The organism is Burkholderia sp. Bp8994, from assembly GCF_003853805.1.
GTDB lineage: Bacteria > Pseudomonadota > Gammaproteobacteria > Burkholderiales > Burkholderiaceae > Burkholderia.
In genome coordinates, this window is record NZ_QTQH01000022.1 from 1 (window position 1) to 23,350 (window position 23,350).

26 protein-coding genes are annotated in these 23,350 nt (G+C 68.0%); 19 read left to right on the forward strand and 7 right to left on the reverse strand.

The annotated features are described in order from the left end of the window. Window positions 1-155 precede the first annotated feature (155 nt). Entirely contained in the window at window positions 156-980 is an 825-nt protein-coding gene (locus tag DIE04_RS23145) for a phosphate/phosphite/phosphonate ABC transporter substrate-binding protein (RefSeq protein WP_044845470.1), read from the forward strand. A 24-nt stretch (window positions 981-1,004) separates the two neighbouring features. On the opposite strand, the gene DIE04_RS23150 is transcribed toward DIE04_RS23145, so the two are convergent. The 3 genes from DIE04_RS23150 to DIE04_RS29870 form a co-directional block, all read right to left on the reverse strand. Next, window positions 1,005-1,754 (reverse strand): GntR family transcriptional regulator, encoded by a 750-nt coding sequence (locus tag DIE04_RS23150; protein ID WP_124520942.1) that lies wholly within the window; start codon window positions 1,752-1,754, stop codon window positions 1,005-1,007. Window position 1,755: 1 nt separating this feature from the next. Further along, window positions 1,756-3,444 carry a sigma-54-dependent Fis family transcriptional regulator gene (locus DIE04_RS23155; RefSeq protein ID WP_124520940.1) on the reverse strand — a complete coding sequence of 563 codons (1,689 nt, stop codon included), beginning with the start codon at window positions 3,442-3,444 and terminating at the stop codon, window positions 1,756-1,758. 81 nt (window positions 3,445-3,525) lie between these two features. After that, on the reverse strand, window positions 3,526-3,750 hold the full coding sequence (locus DIE04_RS29870) for a hypothetical protein (RefSeq protein WP_185500417.1): 225 nt from the start codon (window positions 3,748-3,750) through the stop codon (window positions 3,526-3,528). On the opposite strand from DIE04_RS29870, the gene DIE04_RS23160 reads away from it, so the two are divergent. From DIE04_RS23160 to DIE04_RS23240, 17 genes are all read left to right on the forward strand, one after another. Then, window positions 3,749-3,961 (forward strand): phenol hydroxylase subunit, encoded by a 213-nt coding sequence (locus tag DIE04_RS23160; RefSeq protein ID WP_311766337.1) that lies wholly within the window; start codon window positions 3,749-3,751, stop codon window positions 3,959-3,961. The two genes, DIE04_RS29870 and DIE04_RS23160, sit on opposite strands and share 2 nt — an antisense overlap. 16 nt (window positions 3,962-3,977) lie before the next feature. Further along, window positions 3,978-4,973, forward strand: a complete 996-nt coding sequence (locus DIE04_RS23165; RefSeq protein ID WP_124487101.1) for a phenol hydroxylase — start codon at window positions 3,978-3,980, stop codon at window positions 4,971-4,973. A gap of 37 nt (window positions 4,974-5,010) precedes the next feature. After that, the gene (locus DIE04_RS23170) at window positions 5,011-5,280 is read left to right on the forward strand and encodes an MmoB/DmpM family protein (protein WP_044845465.1); all 270 of its coding nucleotides are present in this window, start codon (window positions 5,011-5,013) and stop codon (window positions 5,278-5,280) included. Window positions 5,281-5,317: 37 nt separating this feature from the next. Further along, complete coding sequence (locus DIE04_RS23175) at window positions 5,318-6,868, forward strand: aromatic/alkene/methane monooxygenase hydroxylase/oxygenase subunit alpha (RefSeq protein WP_124520938.1); 1,551 nt, start codon at window positions 5,318-5,320, stop codon at window positions 6,866-6,868. Window positions 6,869-6,942: 74 nt separating this feature from the next. Next, window positions 6,943-7,299, forward strand: coding sequence for a phenol hydroxylase subunit P4 (locus DIE04_RS23180; RefSeq protein ID WP_124520936.1), 357 nt, complete (start codon window positions 6,943-6,945; stop codon window positions 7,297-7,299). Between the two features lie 25 nt (window positions 7,300-7,324). Continuing rightward, window positions 7,325-8,389 carry an NADH:ubiquinone reductase (Na(+)-transporting) subunit F gene (locus tag DIE04_RS23185; RefSeq protein WP_124520935.1) on the forward strand — a complete coding sequence of 355 codons (1,065 nt, stop codon included), beginning with the start codon at window positions 7,325-7,327 and terminating at the stop codon, window positions 8,387-8,389. A 1-nt stretch (window position 8,390) separates the two neighbouring features. Further along, the gene (locus tag DIE04_RS23190) at window positions 8,391-8,747 is read left to right on the forward strand and encodes a 2Fe-2S iron-sulfur cluster-binding protein (protein WP_044845461.1); all 357 of its coding nucleotides are present in this window, start codon (window positions 8,391-8,393) and stop codon (window positions 8,745-8,747) included. Between the two features lie 25 nt (window positions 8,748-8,772). Next, on the forward strand, window positions 8,773-9,717 hold the full coding sequence (locus tag DIE04_RS23195; RefSeq protein WP_124520933.1) for a catechol 2,3-dioxygenase: 945 nt from the start codon (window positions 8,773-8,775) through the stop codon (window positions 9,715-9,717). 21 nt (window positions 9,718-9,738) lie between these two features. Continuing rightward, window positions 9,739-10,188, forward strand: coding sequence for a heme-binding protein (locus DIE04_RS23200; RefSeq protein ID WP_124520930.1), 450 nt, complete (start codon window positions 9,739-9,741; stop codon window positions 10,186-10,188). 99 nt (window positions 10,189-10,287) lie between these two features. Next, window positions 10,288-11,799 carry a 2-hydroxymuconic semialdehyde dehydrogenase gene (locus tag DIE04_RS23205; RefSeq protein WP_124520928.1) on the forward strand — a complete coding sequence of 504 codons (1,512 nt, stop codon included), beginning with the start codon at window positions 10,288-10,290 and terminating at the stop codon, window positions 11,797-11,799. 28 nt (window positions 11,800-11,827) lie between these two features. Then, window positions 11,828-12,610 carry a 2-oxopent-4-enoate hydratase gene (dmpE, locus tag DIE04_RS23210; RefSeq protein WP_124520926.1) on the forward strand — a complete coding sequence of 261 codons (783 nt, stop codon included), beginning with the start codon at window positions 11,828-11,830 and terminating at the stop codon, window positions 12,608-12,610. Between the two features lie 41 nt (window positions 12,611-12,651). Beyond that, on the forward strand, window positions 12,652-13,572 hold the full coding sequence (locus tag DIE04_RS23215; RefSeq protein WP_124520924.1) for an acetaldehyde dehydrogenase (acetylating): 921 nt from the start codon (window positions 12,652-12,654) through the stop codon (window positions 13,570-13,572). Between the two features lie 44 nt (window positions 13,573-13,616). Continuing rightward, the gene (gene dmpG / locus DIE04_RS23220; RefSeq protein WP_044845455.1) at window positions 13,617-14,663 is read left to right on the forward strand and encodes a 4-hydroxy-2-oxovalerate aldolase; all 1,047 of its coding nucleotides are present in this window, start codon (window positions 13,617-13,619) and stop codon (window positions 14,661-14,663) included. Beyond that, the gene (dmpH, locus tag DIE04_RS23225) at window positions 14,660-15,448 is read left to right on the forward strand and encodes a 2-oxo-3-hexenedioate decarboxylase (protein WP_044845454.1); all 789 of its coding nucleotides are present in this window, start codon (window positions 14,660-14,662) and stop codon (window positions 15,446-15,448) included. Before dmpG ends, dmpH begins: the two co-directional genes overlap by 4 nt. A 24-nt stretch (window positions 15,449-15,472) precedes the next feature. After that, entirely contained in the window at window positions 15,473-15,667 is a 195-nt protein-coding gene (locus tag DIE04_RS23230) for a 2-hydroxymuconate tautomerase (protein WP_257129466.1), read from the forward strand. A 37-nt stretch (window positions 15,668-15,704) separates the two neighbouring features. Next, window positions 15,705-16,526 carry an alpha/beta fold hydrolase gene (locus tag DIE04_RS23235; RefSeq protein ID WP_124520922.1) on the forward strand — a complete coding sequence of 274 codons (822 nt, stop codon included), beginning with the start codon at window positions 15,705-15,707 and terminating at the stop codon, window positions 16,524-16,526. Window positions 16,527-16,593: 67 nt separating this feature from the next. Then, entirely contained in the window at window positions 16,594-17,496 is a 903-nt protein-coding gene (locus tag DIE04_RS23240; RefSeq protein ID WP_124520920.1) for a transporter, read from the forward strand. A gap of 84 nt (window positions 17,497-17,580) precedes the next feature. Here the strand turns inward: DIE04_RS23240 and hndA are convergent, their stop codons facing one another. Beyond that, on the reverse strand, window positions 17,581-18,531 hold the full coding sequence (gene hndA, locus DIE04_RS23245; RefSeq protein WP_124520918.1) for a 2-hydroxy-1-naphthoic acid nonoxidative decarboxylase: 951 nt from the start codon (window positions 18,529-18,531) through the stop codon (window positions 17,581-17,583). Window positions 18,532-18,652: 121 nt separating this feature from the next. Here hndA and DIE04_RS23250 point away from each other — a divergent pair, with 121 nt between their 5' ends. Further along, window positions 18,653-19,537, forward strand: a complete 885-nt coding sequence (locus DIE04_RS23250) for a LysR substrate-binding domain-containing protein (RefSeq protein ID WP_124520916.1) — start codon at window positions 18,653-18,655, stop codon at window positions 19,535-19,537. Between the two features lie 29 nt (window positions 19,538-19,566). Here the strand turns inward: DIE04_RS23250 and dbpA are convergent, their stop codons facing one another. The 3 genes from dbpA to mqo form a co-directional block, all read right to left on the reverse strand. Next, window positions 19,567-20,964, reverse strand: coding sequence for an ATP-dependent RNA helicase DbpA (gene dbpA, locus DIE04_RS23255; RefSeq protein ID WP_124520914.1), 1,398 nt, complete (start codon window positions 20,962-20,964; stop codon window positions 19,567-19,569). Beyond that, window positions 20,961-21,158, reverse strand: coding sequence for a hypothetical protein (locus DIE04_RS23260; RefSeq protein WP_044845448.1), 198 nt, complete (start codon window positions 21,156-21,158; stop codon window positions 20,961-20,963). Before DIE04_RS23260 ends, dbpA begins: the two co-directional genes overlap by 4 nt. Before the next feature lie 430 nt (window positions 21,159-21,588). Further along, window positions 21,589-23,232 (reverse strand): malate dehydrogenase (quinone), encoded by a 1,644-nt coding sequence (gene mqo / locus DIE04_RS23265; RefSeq protein ID WP_124487085.1) that lies wholly within the window; start codon window positions 23,230-23,232, stop codon window positions 21,589-21,591. Between the last annotated feature and the right edge of the window lie 118 nt (window positions 23,233-23,350).

The following is a 23,350-nucleotide window of genomic DNA, read 5'->3' on the forward strand; positions in this document are numbered from 1 at the left end:
GGCCCCGGCCCCGGCCCCGGCCCCGGCCCCGGCCCCGGCCCCGGCCCCGGCCCCGGCCCCGGCCCCGGCCCCGGCCGCGTGCCGCGTGCCGGACCCCGGCGACGCCCGGGCGGACGGGCTTTCTCCAGGGCGCCGCCAATGCGTAGAATGCGCGCATGAGCCAATGGATCGCCGGACTGCCGATGTACAACGTGACGCCGCGCCACGCCGCGCTGTGGCGCGCGCTGCTGCGTGACGCGCTCGATGCGTTCGCGCGCGCCGGCGGGCCGGCCGGCGTCGCGTTGCTTGACGAGCCGTTCGGAGATCTGCACGCGCTGTGGCGCCGCAACGACCTGCTGTTGTCGCAGACGTGCGGATATCCGTACCGGATGCTCGGATTGCGCGATACCGCGCACCTGATCGCGACACCGGCCTTCGATGCCCCCGGCTGTGACGGCGCGCGCTACAGCAGCGTGCTGGTCGCGTCGGCGCGCGTGCATGCGGGCGGCGCGACGACGCTGGCAGCGTGTCGCGGATTGCGAGCCGCCTTCAACGGTGCGGATTCGCATAGCGGGATGAACGCATTCCGGCACGCGGTCGCGCCGCATGCGCATGACGGACGTTTCTTCGGTTCGGTCGTGCCGTTCGGCTCGCACCTGAACGTGCTGCGCGCGCTGGCCGCAGGCGTTGCCGATTGCGCGGCGATCGATTGCGTGACCTTCGCGTACGTGCGTGACGCGCTGCCCGAATTGTTGAAAGAGATCCGGATCATCGGCATGACGGCGTCGGCGCCGGGGTTGCCGTTGATCGCGTCGAAAGCGCTGGAAGGGCGGCTCGTGGAGGCGTTGCAGGATGCGCTCGATCACGCGGTCGCGCTCGATCCGGCGCGGGCGAGCGCACTGCGGCTGAAGGGATTCGAGCGCCTGCCGCCGGGCGCGTACGACACGATTGCCGGGTTCGCGCGGGACGCGGCCGCGCACGGGTATCCCGAGCTGGCGTGATCGCGTCGTCCGCGCGGCGGTGCGCTAGAACGGCAACGTGCCGGGCGGCGCGTTGCGCACCACCGCGAGTGTCGTGCCGATATGGTCTTCGAGCGCGAGCGCGGCGCGCGCATCGGCGCGGCGCATCGCGGCCTCGAACAGGCACGTGTGTTCCGCATGCACGTCGCGCTTCGAATCGCCGAGTCCGATGCACACGCGCCGGTAGCGCTCGCTTTGCTGCGACAGCATGCGCAGGATCAGATAGGTCCACGGCGTCGCGGCCGCCGAGATCAGCGCTTCGTGAAAGCGCCGGTTACACGCTTCCCATGCGGCGCGGTGCTCGATCGACACCGGCTGCTCCCACGCCGACAACTGCTCGAAGCTCTGCCGAACACGCTGCGCCCAGGCATCGTCGCCATGCCGCACGGAGTCGCGCAGCGCATCGACCTCGATATGAATGCGCAGGCGCGTGATCGCTTCCAGATCGTCGACCGACATCGGCGTCACGCGAAACCCGCGCTGCCCTTCCGCGACGACCAGCGCATCGCTGACGAGCCGCGTGAGCGCCTCGCGCAGCGTGCCCGCGCCGACGCCGTACACGTCTTTCAGGTGCTCGACGCGCAGCTTCGCGCCGGGCGGGTAATGCCCTTCGATGATGTGTTGCCGGAGCTGGTGATACGCGTGCTCGCTGAGCGTGCGGGCATGCGGTTCGGCGGCGTCGGCGGCGTCGGCGGCGGCCGGTTCGAGCGCCGGCGGCGGATCGTCGAACGGATCGGCGGGCAGGATGCTGTTCATGTCACGCGTCCTCCTGGTCCTGTCTGCGGTTGAGCCGATAGCTGAGCTGCGCGCGGGTCAGGCCGAGCAGGCGTGCGGCGGCCGACAGGTTGCCGTTCGCGCGGTCGACGGCTTCATGCAGCAGTGCCCGCTCGAGGCCGTCGAGCCCGCCGCCGCCTTGCAACTGGTCGAGGATCGACCCGCAGTCGATCGACATAGCGGCCGCCGGCCGGATCTGCCCGGCCCGGTCGACCGTCGCGCCGCCGGGTGAGCCGACGCCGGGGAACAGGTCCTTCGCGTCGACCGGACGGTTCGGCCGCGACAGGATCACCGCGCGCTCGATCAGGTTCTCGAGCTCGCGCACGTTGCCGGGCCAGCGATAGCCGCGCAGCGCGTCGTACGCGTAATCGGTCAGCGTGGGCGTCGGCTTGCCGTGCAGCGCCGCGAAGCGGTCGAGCATCGCGTCGGCGAGCGGTGCGATGTCGTCCTGCCGGTCGCGCAGTGGCGGAATCAGCACCGGATAAACGTTGATCCGGTAGTAGAGATCCGCGCGAAAAGTGCCGTCGCGCACGGCCTGTTCGAGATCGCGGTTGGTCGCCGCGACGACGCGCACGTCCACCTTCCGGCCGTCGGTCGCGCCGAGCCGCTCGACCTCGCCCTCCTGGAGCACGCGCAGCAGCTTCGCCTGCACGTCGAGCGGCAGCTCGCCGATCTCGTCGAGAAACAACGTGCCGCCGTCCGCGCGCTCGAAGCGCCCGGCGCGCGCGGTTTGCGAGCCCGTAAATGCGCCTTTCTCCGCACCGAACAGTTCCGACTCGATCAGCGCATGCGGAATCGCCGCGCAGTTGATCGCGACGAACGGCTTCGCCGCGCGCGGGCTGAGGCCGTGTAGCGCACGCGCGAAGCGTTCCTTGCCGACGCCCGTCTCGCCGGTGAGCAGCACGGCGACCTTGGTCGGCGCGGCCGTCTCCAGCAGCGCATAGGCCGCGCGGAACGCATCGGAGCGCCCGACGAGCCGGGTGCGGCCGTCGTCGGGCGTCATCTCGAGGCGCAGCGATTCGACCTCGGTCTGCAGGTCGCGGATCGTATTGATCAGCGAGTCGGCCTTGAACCACGACGTGATTTCCTCCGCGTCGGGCCATTCGTCGGCCGGCTTGCCGACGATCGTGCAGTGCGGGTCGTTCATGCCGACGCAGCTCGTTTCCTTGAACAGGATCGTGCGGCCGATGAACGCGCTGGTATAACCGGTCGCATAACCGATCAGCATCCAGCACACCGGTTCGGGCTGCGGCCCGAACGTGCGGCGGTGCACGTCGGCTTCCCATGAATGTTCCCAGCGGTATTCGCAGTAGAACGCACCCGTCGCGGGGTCGGCCTCGAACCGCAACGGGGTGACCTGCACGGCACCTTCGAGCATGTGCAGTTGCGGGCCGACGTGGAACATGTCGAACAGCGACGCGCCGCTGCGGATCTCGCGCGCGAGCGCGGCGTCGCGTTCGCCGGCCGCGAAGCCGACCCGCGTGAAGAAACGCCGCGTCTGCGCGGGGCCGACGCTTTCCATCAGTTCCTGGCGCAGCGTCGCCAGCGCGCCGGCATGCAGCAGCACCATCCGCTGTCCGGCCAGCCAGATGCGACCGTCGCTCGCCGAAAAATGGATCAGCTTGCGCAGGTCGGTGTCCGGCGGCAAAGGGGGCAGGCTGGGCCGCGTCATGTCTCCTCCGTCGAGATTTCTCGTGATTTTCAAAGTTCTCGCCAGCAGCGCCGCGGTGAGCGGATCGATTTGATCATTTCATCAAATGCGCTCGACCGAGTTGCTCAAATGATGAAAAAGGCCGCCGGATATAGGTTCCGGCAGGGTCGCCGGCGTGCGTTTGCCGTTCTGGTTAACCGCCATTGTGGATCGCGAATTCGAACTTTGCGTCAGGGCTTTCCCTGAATTATCGAGATTTTTTGAAGGTCGATCCGAACGTGGCACGGATGCTGCATTGAAGTCCGGCATGGAGGCGACACCGATCATGAATCAGCATCCGACCGATCTTTCCCCGCTCGATCCCGGCCGCAAGTGCGTCCGCGTGACGGGCACGAACGTGCGCGGCTTCGTCGAATTCGAGCTGTCGATCGGCGGTGCGCCGGAGCTGTGCGTCGAGCTGACGTTGCCTCCTGCCGCCTTCGATGCGTTCTGCCGCGAACAGCAGGTCACGCGGCTCGACGTCGAAGCGAACCCATGACATTGAGGAGCAAGAAGTGACCATCGAGCTAAAGACAGTCGACATCAAGCCGCTCCGGCACACCTTCGCGCACGTCGCGCAGCACATCGGCGGCGACAAGACGGCGACGCGTTACCAGGAAGGCATGATGGGCGCGCAGCCCCAGGCGAACTTCCATTACCGGCCGACCTGGGATCCGGACCACGAGATCTTCGATCCGTCGCGTTCGGCGATCCGGATGGCGAGCTGGTACGCGCTGAAGGATCCGCGCCAGTTCTACTACGCGTCGTGGGCGACCACGCGGGCGCGCCAGCAGGACGCGATGGAGTCGAACTTCGAGTTCGTCGAGTCGCGCCGGATGATCGGCCTGATGCGCGACGACGTGGCCGCGCACGCGCTCGACGTGCTGGTGCCGCTGCGCCACGTCGCGTGGGGCGCGAACATGAACAACGCGCAGATCTGCGCGCTCGGCTACGGCACCGCGTTCACGGCGCCCGCGATGTTCCATGCGATGGACAACCTCGGCGTCGCGCAGTACCTGACGCGCCTCGCGCTCGCGATGGCCGAGCCCGACGTGCTCGATGCGGCCAAGGCGGCCTGGACGAACGACGCCGCCTGGCAGCCGCTGCGCCGCTACGTCGAGGACACGCTGGTCGTGGCCGACCCGGTCGAGCTGTTCGTCGCGCAGAACCTCGCGCTCGACGGCCTGCTGTATCCGCTCGTCTACGACCGTTTCGTCGACGAACGGATCGCGCTCGCGGGCGGCTCGGCGGTCGCGATGCTGACTGCGTTCATGCCCGAATGGCACGCCGAATCGAATCGCTGGATCGACGCGGTCGTGAAGACGATGGCCGCCGAATCCGACGACAACCGTGCGCTGCTCGCCCGCTGGACCCGCGACTGGTCGGCCCGGGCCGACGCGGCGCTCGCGCCGGTCGCCGCACGCGCGCTGCAGGACGCCGGCCAGGCCGCGCTCGACGAAGTGCGCGAGCAGTTTCAGGCGCGCGTCGCGAAGCTCGGCATCGCGCTCTGACGACGGGCATTCACCTCACATCCCAAGGATAACCAGCATGTCCAACGTATTCATCGCCTTTCAGGCCAATGAGGACTCCAGACCGATCGTCGACGCGATCGTCGCCGACAACCCGCGCGCGGTGGTGGTCGAGTCGCCCGGCATGGTCAAGATCGACGCGCCGGACCGGCTGACGATCCGCCGCGACACGATCGAGGAGCTGACCGGCACGCGCTTCGACCTGCAGCAGCTGCAGGTGAACCTGATCACGCTGTCCGGCCACATCGACGAGGACGACGACCAGTTCACGCTGAGCTGGTCGCACTGAACACCGCGCTACGCGCACCGACAACACGGAGACACGCATGGACACGCCAACGCTCAAGAAAAAGCTCGGCCTGAAGGACCGCTACGCGGCAATGACGCGCGGTCTCGGCTGGGAGACGACCTACCAGCCGATGGAGAAGGTCTTCCCGTACGACCGCTATGAAGGCATCAAGATCCATGACTGGGACAAGTGGGTCGACCCGTTCCGCCTGACGATGGATGCGTACTGGAAATACCAGGGCGAGAAGGAGAAGAAGCTGTACGCGGTGATCGACGCGTTCACGCAGAACAACGCGTTCCTCGGCGTGACCGATGCCCGCTACATCAACGCGCTGAAGCTGTTCATCCAGGGTGTGACGCCGCTCGAATATCTCGCGCACCGCGGCTTCGCGCACGTCGGCCGGCACTTCACCGGCGAGGGCGCGCGCATCGCATGCCAGATGCAGTCGATCGACGAGCTGCGGCACTACCAGACCGAAACGCACGCGATGTCGACGTACAACAAGTTCTTCAACGGATTCCATCACTCGAACCACTGGTTCGATCGCGTCTGGTATCTGTCGGTGCCGAAGTCGTTTTTCGAGGATGCGTACTCGTCGGGCCCGTTCGAGTTCCTGACCGCGGTCAGCTTCTCGTTCGAATACGTGCTGACGAACCTGCTGTTCGTGCCGTTCATGTCGGGCGCCGCGTACAACGGCGACATGTCGACCGTCACGTTCGGCTTCTCCGCGCAGTCGGACGAATCGCGTCACATGACGCTCGGCATCGAGTGCATCAAGTTCCTGCTCGAACAGGACCCGGACAACGTGCCGATCGTGCAGCGCTGGATCGACAAGTGGTTCTGGCGCGGCTACCGGCTGCTCACGCTGGTCGCGATGATGATGGACTACATGCAGCCGAAGCGCGTGATGAGCTGGCGCGAATCGTGGGAGATGTACGCGGAGCAGAACGGCGGCGCGCTGTTCAAGGATCTCGCGCGCTACGGGATTCGCGAGCCGAAGGGCTGGCAGGACGCGTGCGAAGGCAAGGACCACATCAGCCACCAGGCGTGGTCGACGTTCTACGGCTTCAACGCGGCCTCCGCGTTCCACACCTGGGTGCCGACCGAAGACGAGATGGCGTGGCTGTCCGCGAAGTATCCCGATTCGTTCGACCGTTACTACCGCCCGCGTTTCGACTACTGGGGCGAGCAGGCGAAAGCCGGTAACCGCTTCTACATGAAGACGCTGCCGATGCTGTGCCAGACCTGCCAGATCCCGATGCTGTTCACCGAGCCCGGCAACCCGAAGAAGATCGGCGCGCGCGAGTCGAACTATCTCGGCAACAAGTTCCATTTCTGCAGCGATCACTGCAAGGAAATCTTCGACCACGAGCCGCAGAAATACGTGCAGGCGTGGCTGCCGGTGCACCAGATCCATCAGGGCAACTGCTTCCCGCCCGATGCGGACCCGAGCGCGGAAGGCTTCGATCCGCTTGCCGCGGTGCTCGACTACTACGAAGTGCAGATGGGCCGCGACAACCTCGATTTCGACGGCTCGGAAGACCAGAAGAACTTCGCGGCCTGGCGCGGCCAGGCCACCAGCAACTGACCCGCAATCGATACGCAACCTTGAACAGGACCCGCGCGCGCCACGGCGCGAACGCGGGCCGACAGGAGACAAACATGGCCGTCATCGCGCTCAAACCCTACGACTTCCCGATGAAGGACGCCATCGGGAAGTTTCCGGCGCCGCTGCTCTACGTGTGCTGGGAAGACCACCTGATGTTCCCGGCGCCGTTCTGCCTGCCGCTGCCGCCCGACCTGCCGTTCGGCGCGCTAGCCGACAAGGTGCTGCCGCCCGTCTATGGCTATCACCCCGACTTCGCGAAGATCGACTGGGATCGCGTCGCGTGGTTTCGCTCCGGCGAGCCGTGGACGCCCGACGCAGCGAAGAGCCTGGCCGACAACGGCCTCGGGCACAAGGACCTGATCAGCTTCCGCACGCCGGGCCTCGACGGCCTCGGCGGCGCGAGCTTCTGACCGCCACGCGGACGAGCGAACCATCATGAGCCATCAACTTACCATCGAGCCGCTGGGCGTGACGATCGAGGTCGAGGAAGGACAGACGATGCTCGACGCCGCGCTGCGCCAGGGCATCTACATTCCGCACGCGTGCTGTCACGGCCTCTGCGGCACCTGCAAGGTCGCCGTGCTCGACGGCGAAACCGATCTCGGCGACGCGAACCCGTTCGCGCTGATGGATTTCGAGCGCGAGGAAGGCAAGGCGCTCGCGTGCTGCGCGACGCTGCAGGCCGACACCGTGATCGAGGCCGACGTCGACGAGGAGCCCGACGCGGAGATCATCCCGGTCAAGGACTTCGCGGCCGACGTCACGCGCATCGAGCAGCTCACGCCGACCATCAAGTCGATCCGCCTGAAGCTGTCGCAGCCGATCCATTTCCAGGCGGGCCAGTACGTGCAGCTCGAGATTCCCGGCCTCGGGCAGAGCCGTGCGTTCTCGATCGCGAACGCGCCGGCCGACGTCGCGGCCACCGGCGAGATCGAGCTGAACGTGCGGCAGGTGCCGGGCGGGCTCGGCACCGGTTATCTGCACGAGCAGCTCGCGACGGGCGACCGCGTGCGGCTGTCGGGCCCGTACGGCCGCTTCTTCGTGCGCCGCTCGGCCGCGCGGCCGATGATCTTCATGGCCGGCGGATCGGGGCTGTCGAGCCCGCGCTCGATGATCGCCGATCTGCTCGCGAGCGGCGTCACCGCGCCGATCACGCTGGTCTACGGCCAGCGCAACGCGAAGGAGCTGTACTACCACGACGAATTCCGCGCGCTCGCCGAACGCCATCCGAACTTCACGTACGTGCCGGCGCTGTCCGAAGGCGCGCCGGATGCGGGCGGCGACGTCGCGCAAGGGTTCGTGCACGACGTCGCGAAGGCGCATTTCGACGGCGACTTCTCGGGGCACCAGGCATACCTGTGCGGACCGCCCGCGATGATCGACGCGTGCATCACGACGCTGATGCAGGGGCGCCTGTTCGAGCGCGACATCTATCACGAGAAGTTCATCTCGGCGGCGGACGCGCAACAGACGCGCAGCCCGCTGTTCCGGCGGGTGTGACATGGACGCGGGCCGCGTATGCGGGACGGTCCGGATCGCGCAGACCGACGAGCGCTATGCGTGCGTGTCCGGCGAGTCGCTGCTGGCCGGCATGGCGAAGCTCGGCCGGCGCGGCATTCCGGTCGGCTGCCTGAACGGTGGGTGTGGCGTATGCAAGGTGCGTGTGCTGCGCGGCGCGGTGCGCAAGCTCGGGCCGATCAGCCGAGCGCACGTGAGCGCGGAGGAGGAAAGCGACGGCTATGCGCTTGCGTGCCGCGTCGTGCCGGACGGCGACGTCGAACTCGAAGTGGCCGGCCGGTTGAAAAAGCCGTTCTTCTGCGGCGCGTCCTGTGCAGGCGCGCCGGCGATCGACAAGTAATCAGGAAACCAGGAGGAGACACATCATGGGTGTGATGCGTATTGGTCATGTCAGTCTGAAAGTGATGGACATGGAAGCGGCGCTGCGTCATTACGTGCGCGTGCTCGGCATGCAGGAGACGATGCGCGACGCGGCAGGCAACGTCTACCTGAAATGCTGGGACGAATGGGACAAGTATTCGCTGATCCTGTCGCCGTCCGATCAGGCGGGGCTCAAGCATGCCGCGTACAAGGTCGAGCACGACGCGGATCTGGACGCGCTGCAGCAGCGTATCGAAGCATACGGAATCGCGACCGAGATGCTGCCCGAAGGCGCGCTGCCGGCGGTCGGGCGTCAATTGCGGTTCCTGCTGCCGAGCGGGCACGAGCTGCGCCTGTTCGCGAAGAAGGAGCTGGTGGGCACCGCGGTCGGCTCGCTGAACCCCGATCCGTGGCCCGACGACGTGCCGGGCTCGGCCGTGCACTGGCTCGACCACTGCCTGCTGATGTGCGAGCTGAATCCGGAGGCCGGCGTGAACCGCGTCGAGGAGAACACGCGCTTCATGGCCGAGTGTCTCGACTTCCACTTGGCGGAACAGGTGATGGTCGGCCCGGGCAACACGATCCAGGCCGCGACGTGGATGTTCCGCAGCACGACGCCGCACGACATCGCGTTCGTCGGCGGCCCGCGCAACGGGCTGCATCACATCGCGTTCTTCCTCGACGACTGGGCCGACGTGCTGAAGTCGGCCGACGTGATGGCGAAGAACAAGGTGAAGATCGACGTCGCGCCGACGCGGCACGGGATCACGCGCGGCACCACGATCTACTTCTTCGATCCGAGCGGCAACCGCAACGAGACGTTCGCGGGGCTCGGCTATCTCGCGCAACCCGATCGCCCTGTCACCACGTGGACCGAGGAGGAACTCGGGCGCGGGATCTTCTTCCACTCCGGCGAGCTGAACGAAGCGTTCACGACCGTCTATACCTGACCCGCGAAGGAGCGCAGCGCAATGAACCGAAACGATACGACCCGCAGCGTCGAGCTGCGCACGATCGACTGGCCTGACGCCGCGCGTGCCGCGCAGGCGGCGGCCGAGGCCGCCGGGCGGCTCGGCGTGCGCGTGAACGTCGCGGTCGTCGATGCGGCCGGGCTGCTCGCGGCGTTCGTGCGCATGCCCGGCGCGCCGCTGCATTCGATCGACATCGCGATCGACAAGGCGTACACGGCCGCGAGCTTCGGTCTGCCGACCGGCGCGTGGCACGCCGCCCTGGCGTCGCACTCGGACGCCGTGCGGCAGGGCCTCGTGCTGCGACCGCGCTTCGTCGCATTCGGCGGCGGGCTGCCGATCGTCGACGACGGTGCATTGATCGGCGGCATCGGCGTGTCGGGCGGCAGCGAGGCACAGGACGCGCAATGCGCGCAGGCGGGGCTCGATGCGGCCGGCCTTGGCGGGTCGTGACGCGCGGCATGCGACACGGCAAGACACGGCACGACATCGCACGCGAACACGCTTCACGAACCCACGGATCACGGATTCACGACTATCGGTAACTCCATCATGTACGACACCGAACCCAACGCCGCGAAATGCGGCCCCGCCGGCGGGCAGCCGGAACCGCGGCGCGTCCGCAACTTCATCGACGGCGACTATCGCGCGGGCGAGCGCTGGTTCGACAAGCGCTCGCCGCTCGACAACGCGGTGATCGCGCGCGTGGCCGAAGCGAGCCGTGCCGACGTCGACGCGGCGGTGCAGGCCGCCCGCGCGGCGCTGGCCGGCCCGTGGGGCAGCCTGACGGTCGCGCAGCGCGTCGAGCTGCTGTATGCGGTGGCCGACGGCATCACGCGCCGCTTCGACGATTTCCTCGAAGCGGAAGTGGCCGACACCGGCAAGCCGGTGAGCCTCGCGAGCCATATCGACATTCCGCGCGGCGCCGCGAACTTCAAGGTATTCGCCGACGTCGTGAAGAACGTGCCCGGCGAAACCTTCGAGATGGCGACGCCTGACGGCGCGGGCGCGCTCAACTACGCGATCCGCCGGCCGGTCGGCGTGGTCGGCGTGATCTGCCCGTGGAACCTGCCGCTGCTGCTGATGACGTGGAAGGTCGGGCCCGCGCTCGCGTGCGGCAACACGGTGGTCGTGAAGCCGTCGGAGGAGACGCCGCAGACGGCCGCGCTGCTCGGCGAAGTGATGAACGCGGCGGGCGTGCCGCGCGGCGTCTACAACGTCGTGCACGGCTTCGGGCCGGCTTCGGCCGGCGAATTCCTGACGACCCATCCGGGCGTGAACGCGATCACGTTCACCGGCGAGACGCGCACCGGCGCGGCCATCATGAAGGCGGCGGCCGACGGCGCGCGGCCCGTCAGTCTCGAGATGGGCGGCAAGAACGCGGCGATCGTGTTCGCCGACTGCGACTTCGACGCGGCCGTCGAAGGCACGTTGCGCTCGTGCTTCGCGAACGCGGGGCAGGTCTGCCTCGGCACCGAGCGCGTGTATGTCGAGCGTCCGCTGTTCGAGCGCTTCGTCGCGGCGCTGAAGGCCGGCGCCGAGCAGTTGCAACCCGGCCGCCCGGAAGCGGCGTCGACCGGCCTCGGCCCGCTGATCAGCCAGGAGCATCGCAACAAGGTGCTGTCGTATTACCGCAAGGCGGCCGAACTCGGCGCGACGATCGTGACGGGCGGCGGCGTGCCCGACATGCCCGACGACCTGCGCGGCGGCGCGTGGGTGCAGCCGACGATCTGGACCGGCCTCGGCGACGATTCGCCGATCGCGCGCGACGAGATCTTCGGGCCGTGCACGCTCGTGATGCCGTTCGATTCGGAAGCCGAAGTGATCGGCCGCGCGAACGCGAATGCGTACGGGCTGTCGACCGCGATCTGGACGACCAGCCTGTCGCGCGCGCATCGCGTCGCGGCGTCGATCGACGTCGGCATCGCGTGGGTCAATTCGTGGTTCCTGCGCGACCTGCGCACCGCGTTCGGCGGCGCGAAGCAATCGGGCATCGGCCGCGAGGGCGGCGTGCATTCGCTCGAGTTCTACACGGAGCTGCGCAACGTCTGCGTGAAGCTCTGACCCAACCGTTACTGACCGGAACACTCTTATGGACTCCACGTTGATTACCACGCTGGGCGACCGGCTGTACGACGCGATGACGTCGCGCGAACCGATCGCGCCGCTGACGTCACAGCACGAGGACCTGTCGGTCGACGACGCGTACCGCATCCAGCAGCGCTTCTTGCAGCGCCGCCTCGATGCGGGCGAGACCGTGATCGGCAAGAAGATCGGCGTCACGTCGAGGGCGGTGATGGATATGCTCGGCGTGTACCAGCCGGACTTCGGCTACCTGCTGTCGGGCATGGTGGTCGGCGACGGCGAGTGCATCGCGCTCGACACGCTGATCCAGCCGAAGGCCGAAGGCGAGATCGCGTTCGTGCTGAAGCGCGACCTGCTCGGCCCCGGCGTGACGAACGCGATGGTGCTGGCGGCGACCGAATGCGTGATGCCGTGCTTCGAGATCGTCGATTCGCGCATTCGCGACTGGAAGATCCGCATCGGCGACACGGTCGCCGACAACGCGTCGTGCGGCGTGTTCGTGCTTGGCGACAAGGCCGTGAGCACGCGCAGCGTCGACCTGTCGACCTGCGGGATGGTGCTCGAGAAGAACGGCGACGTGATCGGCACCGGAGCCGGCGCGGCCGCGCTCGGCTCGCCGGTGAACGCGGTCGCGTGGCTCGCCAACACGCTCGGCCGCCTCGGCATTCCGCTGAAGGCCGGCGAAGTGATCCTGTCCGGCGCGCTCGCCGCGATGGCGCCGGCCGCGCGCGGCGACAACTTCCGCGTGTCGATCGGTGGGATCGGCGCGTGTTCGGTGCGGTTCGCGTGAGCGCCGCCCGTTCTCCTTTCCACGCTAACGAGGCATTCCCCATGACCCGAAAGATCCGTTGCGCGCTGATCGGTCCCGGCAACATCGGCACCGACCTGCTCGCCAAGCTGATGCGCAGCCCCGTGCTCGAACCCGTGTGGATGGTCGGCATCGATCCCGATTCCGACGGCCTGAAACGCGCGCGCGAACTCGGCCTCAAGACCACCGCGGACGGCGTCGACGGCCTGCTGCCGCACGTGCAGGCGGACGGCGTGCAGATCGCGTTCGATGCGACGAGCGCGTACGTCCACGCGGAAAACAGCCGCAAGCTCAATGCGCTCGGCGTGCTGATGATCGACCTGACGCCGGCCGCGATCGGTCCGTACTGCGTGCCGCCGGTCAACCTGAAGGACCACATCGGCTCCGGCGAGATGAACGTCAACATGGTCACCTGCGGCGGCCAGGCGACGATCCCGATGGTGCGCGCGATCTCGCGCGTGCAGCCGGTCGCGTACGGCGAGATCGTCGCGACCGTGTCGTCGCGCTCGGTCGGCCCCGGCACGCGCAAGAACATCGACGAATTCACGCGCACGACGGCCGCGGCGGTCGCGCAGGTCGGCGGCGCGAAGGCGGGCAAGGCGATCATCGTGATCAACCCGGCCGACCCGCCGCTGATCATGCGCGACACCGTGCACTGCCTGACGGAGAGCGCGCCCGAAGAAGCGCGCATCGTCGAATCGGTGCACGCGATGATCGCCGACGTGCAGCGCTACGTGCCCGGCTACCGGCTCGTCAACGGGCCGGTGTTCGACGGCAATCGCGTGTCGGTCTATCTCGAGGTCGAAGGCCTCGGCGACTACCTGCCGAAATACGCGGGCAACCTCGACATCATGACGGCCGCCGCCGCGCGCACCGCCGAGATGTTCGCCGAGGAACTGCTGGCCGGCCGCCTCGCGCTGGCATCGGCCGCGCAGGCGGCCTGATGCCCGCAGACGCGACTTCCACGACCGGACGAAAAGGAACGGAAATGAATCTCAAAGGCAAGCGAATCACCGTCCACGACATGACGCTGCGTGACGGCATGCACCCGAAGCGTCACCAGATGACGCTCGACCAGATGCGCTCGATCGCGAGCGGGCTCGACGCGGCCGGCGTGCCGCTGATCGAAGTCACGCACGGCGACGGCCTCGGCGGCTCGTCGGTGAACTACGGCTTTCCCGCGCATACCGACGCGGAATACCTCGGCGCGGTCATCCCGCTGCTGAAGCGCGCGAAGGTGTCGGCGCTGCTGCTGCCGGGCATCGGCACCGTCGATCACCTGAAGGAAGCGCACGCGCTCGGCGTGCATACGATCCGCGTCGCGACGCACTGCACCGAGGCGGACGTCTCCGAGCAGCACATCGCGATGGCGCGCAAGCTCGACATGGATACCGTCGGCTTCCTGATGATGAGCCACATGAACAGCCCGGAAGGGCTGGTGAAGCAGGCGAAGCTGATGGAGTCGTACGGCGCGAACTGCATCTACATCACCGACTCGGCGGGCTACATGCTGCCCGACGACGTGAAGGCGCGCCTCGGCGCGGTGCGCGACGCGCTGCAGCCCGACACGGAGCTGGGCTTTCACGGTCACCACAACCTCGCGATGGGCGTCGCGAACTCGATCGCCGCGATCGAGGCCGGCGCGAACCGGATCGACGGCGCGGCGGCGGGGCTCGGCGCCGGCGCCGGCAACACGCCGCTCGAAGTGTTCGTCGCCGTGTGCGAGCGGATGGGCATCGAAACCGGTGTCGACGTGTGGAAGATCCAGGACGTCGCCGAGGATCTCGTCGTGCCGATGATGGATTTCCCGATCCGGATCGACCGCGACGCGCTGACGCTCGGCTATGCGGGCGTCTATGGGTCGTTCCTGCTGTTCGCGAAGCGGGCGGGCGACAAATACGGGATTCCGGCGCGCGACATCCTCGTCGAGCTTGGCCGGCGCGGGATGGTCGGCGGCCAGGAGGACATGATCGAGGACACCGCGCTGACGCTCGCGAAGGCGCGCGCGGCGCAAGCGAAGCGGGAGGCCGCATGAACCTGTCGACCGACACGATCGAGGCGCTCGCCGCGCATCTCGACGACTGCATGCGTGAAGCATGCGACACACCGAAGATCACCGACCGTCATCCGGAGATGGACTGGGACGACGCCTACGCGGTGCAGGATGCGATCCGCCGCCGGCAGCTCGCGCGCGGCGCGCGGATCGTCGGCTACAAGGCCGGCCTGACGTCGCACGCGAAGATGCGGCAGATGGGCGTCGACACGCCCGTGTTCGGTTTCCTCACCGACGTCTACGACCTGCCCGACGGCGGCGAGTGCGACACGTCCGCACTGATCCATCCGAAGGTCGAGCCGGAAATCGCGTTCGTGACGAAGGCGGAACTGAAGGGGCCCGGCTGCCACGTCGGCGCGGTGCTCGCCGCGACCGATTTCGTCGTCGCCGGGATCGAGGTGATCGATAGCCGCTACCGCGATTTCAAGTTCGACCTGAAGAGCGTGGTGGCCGACAACACGTCGGCCGCGCGCTTCGTCGCGGGCGGCCGCCCGCTGCCGGTGGACGGCGTCGACCTGCGCACGCTCGGCATCGTGCTCGAGAAGAACGGGCTGCCGGTCGCATTCGGCGCCGGCGCGGCCGTGCTCGGGCATCCGGCCGCGGCGATCGCGATGCTCGCGAACCATCTCGGCGCGCGCGGCGAGTCGATCCCGGCGGGCAGCCTGATCCTGTCGGGCGGCATCACGGAGGCGGTGGCCGTCGCGGCCGGCGACAACGTGACGCTGCGCGTGCAGGACATCGGCTCGGTCGGCCTGCGCTTCATCTGAACGTTCCGAACGCAACGGGAGGCCATCGTGCCGGTAGCTCATCTGTACATCCTGGAAGGCCGCGACGACGACAAGAAGGAACGTCTGATCGCGGAAGTCACCGAAGCCATCCATCGCTCGCTCGACGCACCGCTCGAATCGGTGCGCGTGATCATCACCGAGATGCCGAAGGCGCATTTCGGGATCGGCGGGCAGAGCGCGAAGAAACGCGGGCGCTGACGCGCCGCGCGCCACCGAAACCGACTGGAGAAGCATCATGTCAAGCAATCCCGAACTGGGCCGCCGGATCGTCGCGGCCGGTCTCGACACCAACTATCACGACCTCGGCGACGGGCCGCCGGTGCTGCTGATCCACGGCTCGGGGCCGGGCGTCACGGCCTATGCGAACTGGCGGCTCACGATGCCCGCGCTTGCCGCGCAGTTTCGCGTGATCGCGCCGGACATGGCCGGCTTCGGCGAAACCGAGCGGCCGCGCGATTACGTGTATTCGATGGACCACTGGGTCGACCACGCACTCGGCCTGCTCGATGCGCTCGACGTCGAGCGCGCGCACGTGATCGGCAACTCGTTCGGCGGCGCGCTCGCGCTCGCGCTGGCGATCCGCGCGCCCGAACGGGTCGGCCGGCTCGTGCTGATGGGCGCGGCCGGCACGCGCTTCACGCTCACCGAAGGGCTCGACGCCGTGTGGGGCTATACGCCGTCGATCGGGAACATGCGCGGCCTGCTGGACATCTTCGCGTTCGATCGCACGCTGGTGAACGACGAGCTCGCGAAGCTGCGCTACGCCGCGAGTGTGCGGCCCGGCTACCAGGAGGCGTTCGCGAACATGTTTCCCGCGCCGCGTCAGCGCTGGGTCGATGCGCTCGCGAGCGACGAGGCGAAACTGCGCGCGCTGCCGCACGAGACGCTGATCGTGCACGGCCGCGAGGACCGCGTCATTCCGCTCGACAGCTCGACGCGGCTGCTGGAACTGCTGCCGAATGCGCAGCTGCACGTGTTCGGCCGCTGCGGACACTGGACGCAGATCGAGCACGCGGCGCGCTTCAACCGGCTCGTGATCGAGCACTTCAACGAATAGCCGGCGGGGGCGGCGCGCGGGACGACCATAAAAAATCAATTCAGTAGAACGAATATTGGAGACATCGATGAAACGAAAGGCTGCATTCGGACTGGTTTCGCTCGCCGCGTGCGCGGGCATGGCGCTGAGCACCGGCGCGTTTGCAACGGAGGGCGGCGGCGACACGATCGGCGAGGGCGCGGAAGCGTTCTTCGCCGGCGCGCTGCCGCCGGCCGGGCTGTACGCGCTGCTGTACTACACGCACTACCATGCATCGCGCTTCAACGATTCGCACGGCAACGGTTCGGTGCCAGGATTCAAGCTCGATGCCGACGTGCTGATTCCGCGCGTCGTGTGGATGTCGAACCTGTCGGTGCTCGGCGGGCGCTACGGTGCGTATGCGGTGCTGCCGATGGAGCATCTGGCGCTGGATGCGGGCGGCGCGTCGTTCGACCGCACCAATCTCGGCGACCTGATCGTCAGCCCCGCGCTGATCGCGTGGGGATCGGGCGCGTTGCGCACCGTCGCGGCGATCGAATTCGTGTTCCCGACCGGCCAGTACGACATGCATGCGGCGCTGAATACCGGCAAGAACTACTACACCGCGCGGCCGGTGTTCGGCGTGACGTGGCTGCCGAACGACAAGATCGAGGTGTCCGCGAAGATCACGTACAGCTTCAACTCGCCGAACAACGACACCCATTACCACTCGGGCAACCTGTTCCACATCGATTACTCGGCGAGCTACGCGGTCACGCCGAAGGCGCGCGTCGGGCTGTCGGGCTACTTCGTCAAGCAGACCACCGACGACATGCAGAACGGCCAGCCGGTCGCGGGCGACGGCTTTCGCGGACAGACGTTCGCGATCGGCCCCGGTGTCCGTTACCAGTTCGGCAAGGTCAGCCTGGAAGCGCGCGTCGTGAAGGAATTCTTCGTGCGCAACCGGCCGGCCGGCGAGGCCGTTTGGGCGAAGGCCGTCATTCCGTTCTGACGGTGCCGCGCGGCGCGGACGGCCGCGGGCGGTTGCGCGCGTGACGCCGCCGCGATGGGGCGTCACGCGGCACTGCGTCGCGCGTTATCGCGCGAGTGCGGCGAGGCGCGGGAACAGCGGCAGCGCGTTCGCGCGATTGAGCGCAGCGTGCCGGTCGGCGCCCAGCGCGGCATACGCGTCCTGCGCGGCGGTGAACGACGTGCCGACGGCCGGCGGCGCATACGGGAAGTCGCTGCCGTACAGCACGCGATCCGGTTGCGCGAACGCGGTGAGGCTCGGCAGCGCGGACGGCGACGACAGCGCGGTGTCGAAGTAGAACGTGCGCAGCAGGTCGAGCAGCCCGTCGCGATCCGGCACGTCGTTGCGCACGCCCGGCGCGAGTTCGGCAAAGCGGTACGCGGTGTACGGCAGGAAGCCGCCGGCGTGCGACAGGATGATGCGCACGTTCGGGTAGCGCGCGATCACGCCGTTGAGCACGAGCTGCAGCGCGGTGCGCGTCGTATCGAACGGGTAGTCGAGCAGCGGGCCGGGCATGCCGGGCAGCACGTCGATCGCGGGCTTGGCCGGATGAATGAACACCACCGCGTGGCGGCGATCCAGCGCGGCCCACACGGCGTCGAATGCCGCATCGCCGAGATAGGTGCCGCCGTAGTTGCTGAGCAGCACGACGCCGTCGGCCTTCAGCGTGTCGAACGCGTGATCAATCTCGGCGAGCGTGCCGTCGACGTCGGGCAGCGGCAGTGTCGCGAAGTTGCCGAAGCGGGTCGGCCGTTGCGCGACGAGGCCGGCCACGTATTCGTTGACCTGGCGCGCCATGTCGCGCTTGGCCTGGCCGTTCCAGCCCTGCACGCCGGGCGCCGTCAGCGACAGCACGCCGGTCTGGATCTCCAGCGAGTCCATGAACGCAAGCGCGGCTTCCGGGCTCCAGGTCGGGCTGCCCCAGCCGGACGGATCGCCGCCGTGCGACGGGAGGGCTGCGGCCCAGAACGGCGGGACGACATGCTGGTGAACATCGATGCGGTTGCGGTCGGACACGACGGGGCTCCTTGCAGGTGGGCTGTGACGCAGCGGATGACCATCAGGATGCGCGCGCTTGATTTTTCATTCCAATAGATTAAATTTCGAGATTAATCGTTTCGGGTGATCAATCGACCGTATGGACCTTCGCCATTTGCGCTACTTTCTCGCGGTTGCCGAAGAAGGGCATTTCGGCCGCGCGGCGGAGCGGCTCCATATCGTGCAGCCCGCGTTGAGCGCGCAGATCCGCGCGCTCGAGGAGGAACTGGGCGCGACGCTGTTCGAGCGCAGCACCCGCAAGGTGCTGCTGACCGACGCGGGCCGCTTGCTCGTGGCCGAAGCGCGGCACACGCTCGAGCAGGCCGCGCGCGCGAAGACGGTCGTGCAGCGCGCGGCGCGCGGCGAGACGGGCGTGGTGCGGATCGGCTTCGTCGGCAATGCGGTCGCGACGGGGCGGCTGTCCGACGACCTGAGCGCGTTTCACGCGGCGTGGCCGGAAGTGGCGCTCGACCTGCACGAAATGGCGCCGGCCGCGCAGCAGGACGCGATCCTGGCGGGCCGGCTCGACATCGGCTATTGCCCGGCCTTCGGCACGGCGTTCGATCCGAAGCTGGCCGTGCGCACGATCGGCAGCTGGGCGTGGGACGTGATGATGAGCGACCGGCATGCGCTCGCGAAGCGGCGCTCGGTGAGCGTCGCGGCGCTCGCGGACGAACCGTTCATTTTCTATGCCGCCGACGGCGACGACGAAGGGCAGCTGGCGATCCTGCGGCGGGTGCTCGGCAAGACGCCGCACATCGCGCACAAGGTGAGCAGCACGCTGTCGGTGCTGGCGCTGACGGGCGCCGGTCTCGGCGTGGCGCTGGTGCCGGCGCCGCTCAGCCGGATCGCGGCGCCGAACGTCGTGTACCGGAAACTCGCCGGCAGCGTGCCGGGGTCCGAACTCGTCGCGCTCAGCCGCAGCGGCGCGGAATGGGGCGCGGTACGGCAGTATCTGGCGATGCTGAGCGGGCGCGCGGCATGAGCGTCGCGGCGCGCGCCGGCATCACCGCGTCACTCTTCGTCCATCAACCGGACCTTGACTCGCTTGCCCTTGATCTTCCCCGCATTGAGCTTGCGCAGCGCGTCGCGCGCGACGCCGCGCTCGACCGCGACATAGGTCGAGAACTCGGTCACGTTGATCTTGCCGATCTGCTTGCCGTCGAAACCCGCATCGCCGGTCAGCGCGCCGAGCACGTCGCCCGGGCGGATCTTGTCCTTGCGTCCGCCGAGGATCTGCAGCGTTTCCATCGGCGGCAGCAGCGTGTCGTTGCCGGCCGGCTTCAGTTCCGCGAGCGGATGCCATTCGACGTCGCGCTTCTGCGCCTGCTCGATCGCGCCGACGCGGCCCATCTCGTCCATGCTGGCGAGGCTCAGCGCCCAGCCTTCCTGGTCCGCGCGGCCGGTGCGGCCGATGCGGTGCACGTGCACTTCGGGGTCGGGCGTCACGTCGACGTTGATCACGGCCTCGAGCTGCGCGATGTCGAGCCCGCGCGCGGCCACGTCGGTCGCGACCAGCACCGAGCAGCTGCGGTTCGCGAACTGGATCAGCACCTGGTCGCGTTCGCGCTGTTCGAGCTCGCCGTGCAGCGCGAGCGCGTGGAAGCCCTGCGCGTGCAGCACGTCGAGCAGGTCGCGGCATTGCTGCTTGGTGTTGCAGAACGCGATCGTGCTCACCGGCCGGTAGTGGTTCAGCAACTGGCCGACCGCGTGCAGCCGCTCGGTTTCCGTCACTTCGTAGAAGCGCTGGCGGATCTTGCTGTCGTCGTGGCGCTCCTCGAGCTTCACTTCCTTCGGATTGCGCAGGAACTGCTGGCTCAGCTTCGCGATGCCGTCCGGGTAGGTCGCCGAGAACAGCAGCGTCTGGCGCGTCGTCGGGCACATGCGCGCGACTTTCGCGATGTCGTCGAAGAAGCCCATGTCGAGCATCCGGTCGGCTTCGTCGAGCACGAGCGTGTTCAGCGCGTCGAGCTTCAGGTTGCCGCGGTCGAGGTGATCCATGATGCGGCCCGGCGTGCCGACGACGATGTGCGCACCGTGCTCGAGGCTCTGCGCCTGCGGGCGCATCGGCGTGCCGCCGCACAGCGTCAGCACCTTCACGTTTTCCTCGGCGCGCGCGAGGCGGCGCACTTCCTGCGCGACCTGGTCGGCGAGTTCGCGGGTCGGGCACAGGATCATCGCCTGCACGTCGAAGCGGCGCGCGTCGAGGCGCGCCAGCAGCGCGAGCGAAAACGCGGCGGTCTTGCCGCTGCCCGTCTTCGCCTGCGCGATCAGGTCCTGGCCGGCCAGCGCGACCGGCAGGCTCGCGGCCTGGATCGGCGTCATGTCGACATAGCCGAGCTGCGCGAGGTTCGCGAGCGTGGCGGGCGTCAGCGGCAGCGCGCTGAAGGGCGTGGCGGTCGGCTGGGTCATTCGAGGTCTCCGAGGTAAGGCTTGCCTTCCATCTGTTCGTAGGCGACGTTGCCTTCATCGTCCTCGAAGCGTTCGAGATAGTTGCGCGCGCCGCACAGCGGGCAGCGGAACAGCAGCCCCTGGCCTTCGTCCTTGATGACGACGTCGGACGTTTCCCACTGCGTGCCGCAGCTCTGGTTTCGGCAAGTAAACACGGTCTTTCTCCAGCTGAATTCGGTTGGTGGCGCGCCCGGGCGGGCGCGGCAACGAAGTGCGGCGCTCGCGCGGCTCGGGCGCGGGCCGCACCGGCGGTCGCGTGGACCGCGTCGATGCGGATGGTGGATCGGTGGCGACGGTGTCGCGCGTGCCCGCAATTCTAGCGGATGCGGGACGGTGGCTGGGGCGACCGGCCCCGCGCGGCCCGCAGCGGGGTCATCGGCAGCGGGTCGGCCGGTGGCGGAGGGCCGGTGGCGGAGGGCCGGTGGCGGACGGCCCCCGCAGCGGGCGATCGGCCGTGGTGCGGCGGGCGGTATGGCAGCCGGTGAAGCCTACGCAGGACGCAGCACGCAGCGCCGTCCGCATTCGCGATGAAAAACGGCCGCCCCGAAGGCGGCCGTGCGATGCGGCGAAACGGGACCGGACGCGTTACAGCGCCATGTCGGCCGCCGCCTTCGCGGGGCGCGCCGGAGCCGTGCCCGTCGCCTGCGACGGCGCCGTCAGGTCGATCTTCGGCGGCGGCGACAGCTGCAGCACGCCGCTCGTATAGGTCCATTCCTCGACGACCTTCGCCGGGCTGTCGTTCAGCTTCGTGCCGTAGCTCGGCACGATCTGGCGGAGCTTCTGCTGCCATTCGGGCGTCGCGACCTTGTCCTTGAACACCTTCTGCATCAGGCTCAGCATGATCGGCGCGGCCGTCGACGCGCCCGGCGATGCGCCGAGCAGGCCCGCGATGCTGCCGTCCTGCGAGCTGACGATCTCGGTGCCGAGCTTCAGCACGCCGCCCTTCTTCGGGTCGCGCTTGATGATCTGCACGCGCTGGCCGGCCTGCCACAGGCGCCAGTCTTCCTTCTTCGCGTCCGGGAAGTACTCCTTCAGCGCGTTGAAGCGGTCGTCGTCGGACAGCATCAGCTGGCCGGCGAGATACTCGACGAGCGGGAATTCGTCGACGCCCACGCGCATCATCGGCGCGACGTTGTGCAGGTTGGTGCTCTTCGCGAGGTCGAAGTACGAGCCGTTCTTCAGGAACTTGGTCGAGAACGTCGCGAACGGTCCGAACAGGATGATCTTCTTGCCGTCGATGATGCGCGTGTCGAGGTGCGGCACCGACATCGGCGGCGAGCCGACCGACGCCTTGCCGTACGCCTTCGCGAGGTGGCGCTTCACGACCTCGGGGTTGTCGGTCACGAGGAACGAGCCGCCCACGGGAAACGCGCCGTAGTCCTTCGCCTCGGGGATGCCCGACGCCTGCAGCAGGTGCAGCGCACCGCCGCCCGCGCCGATGAACACGAACTTCGCGTCGACGGCCTGCGGCGGTTCATCCGAATGCAGCTTCACCCACGACACGTGCCACGTGCCATCCGCGTTGCGCGAGATCTCGCGCACTTCGCTCGACAGCGACAGCGTGAAGTTCGGCTGGGTCTTCAGGTAGCCGACGAACTGGCGCGTGATCTCGCCGAAGTTCACGTCGGTGCCGATCGGCGTCCACGTTGCCGCGACCTTCTGGTTGCGGTCGCGGCCTTCCATCATCAGCGGCACCCACTGCTTGATCTGGTCGTAGTCTTCCGAATACTGCATGCCGCGGAACAGCGGGCTCGCCTGCAGCGCGTCGTAGCGCTTCTTCAGGAAGCGGACGTTGTCGTCGCCCCACACGAAGCTCATGTGCGGCGTCGAGTTGATGAACGAGTGCGGGTTCTTCAGCACGCCCTGCCGGACCTGCCAGGCCCAGAACTGGCGCGAGATCTGGAACGACTCGTTGATCTCGATCGCCTTCGAGATGTCGATCTTGCCGTCCGCCTTCTCCGGCGTGTAGTTCAGCTCGGCGAGCGCCGAGTGGCCGGTGCCCGCGTTGTTCCAGCCGTTCGAGCTTTCCAGTGCGACGCCGTCGAGGCGCTCGACCATCGTCATCGACCAGTCGGGCTGCAGCTCGTGGAGCCACACGCCGAGCGTCGAGCTCATGATGCCGCCGCCCACCAGCAGGACGTCGACCTTCTTCGTATCGGCGGCATGCGCGGACGACGTCGCGACGCACAGCGCGAGCGCCGACAGTATTACCCGTAACGTTTTGATCACAGCAGATCCCTTTTTCAACTTGGATGCATCGGTTTGCCATGCCGCCCGGCCGATGCGGATTCGCAACCGGATCGCGCATCCGGAGATCCGGATCGCGAATCCGGAATTCCGGACCGAC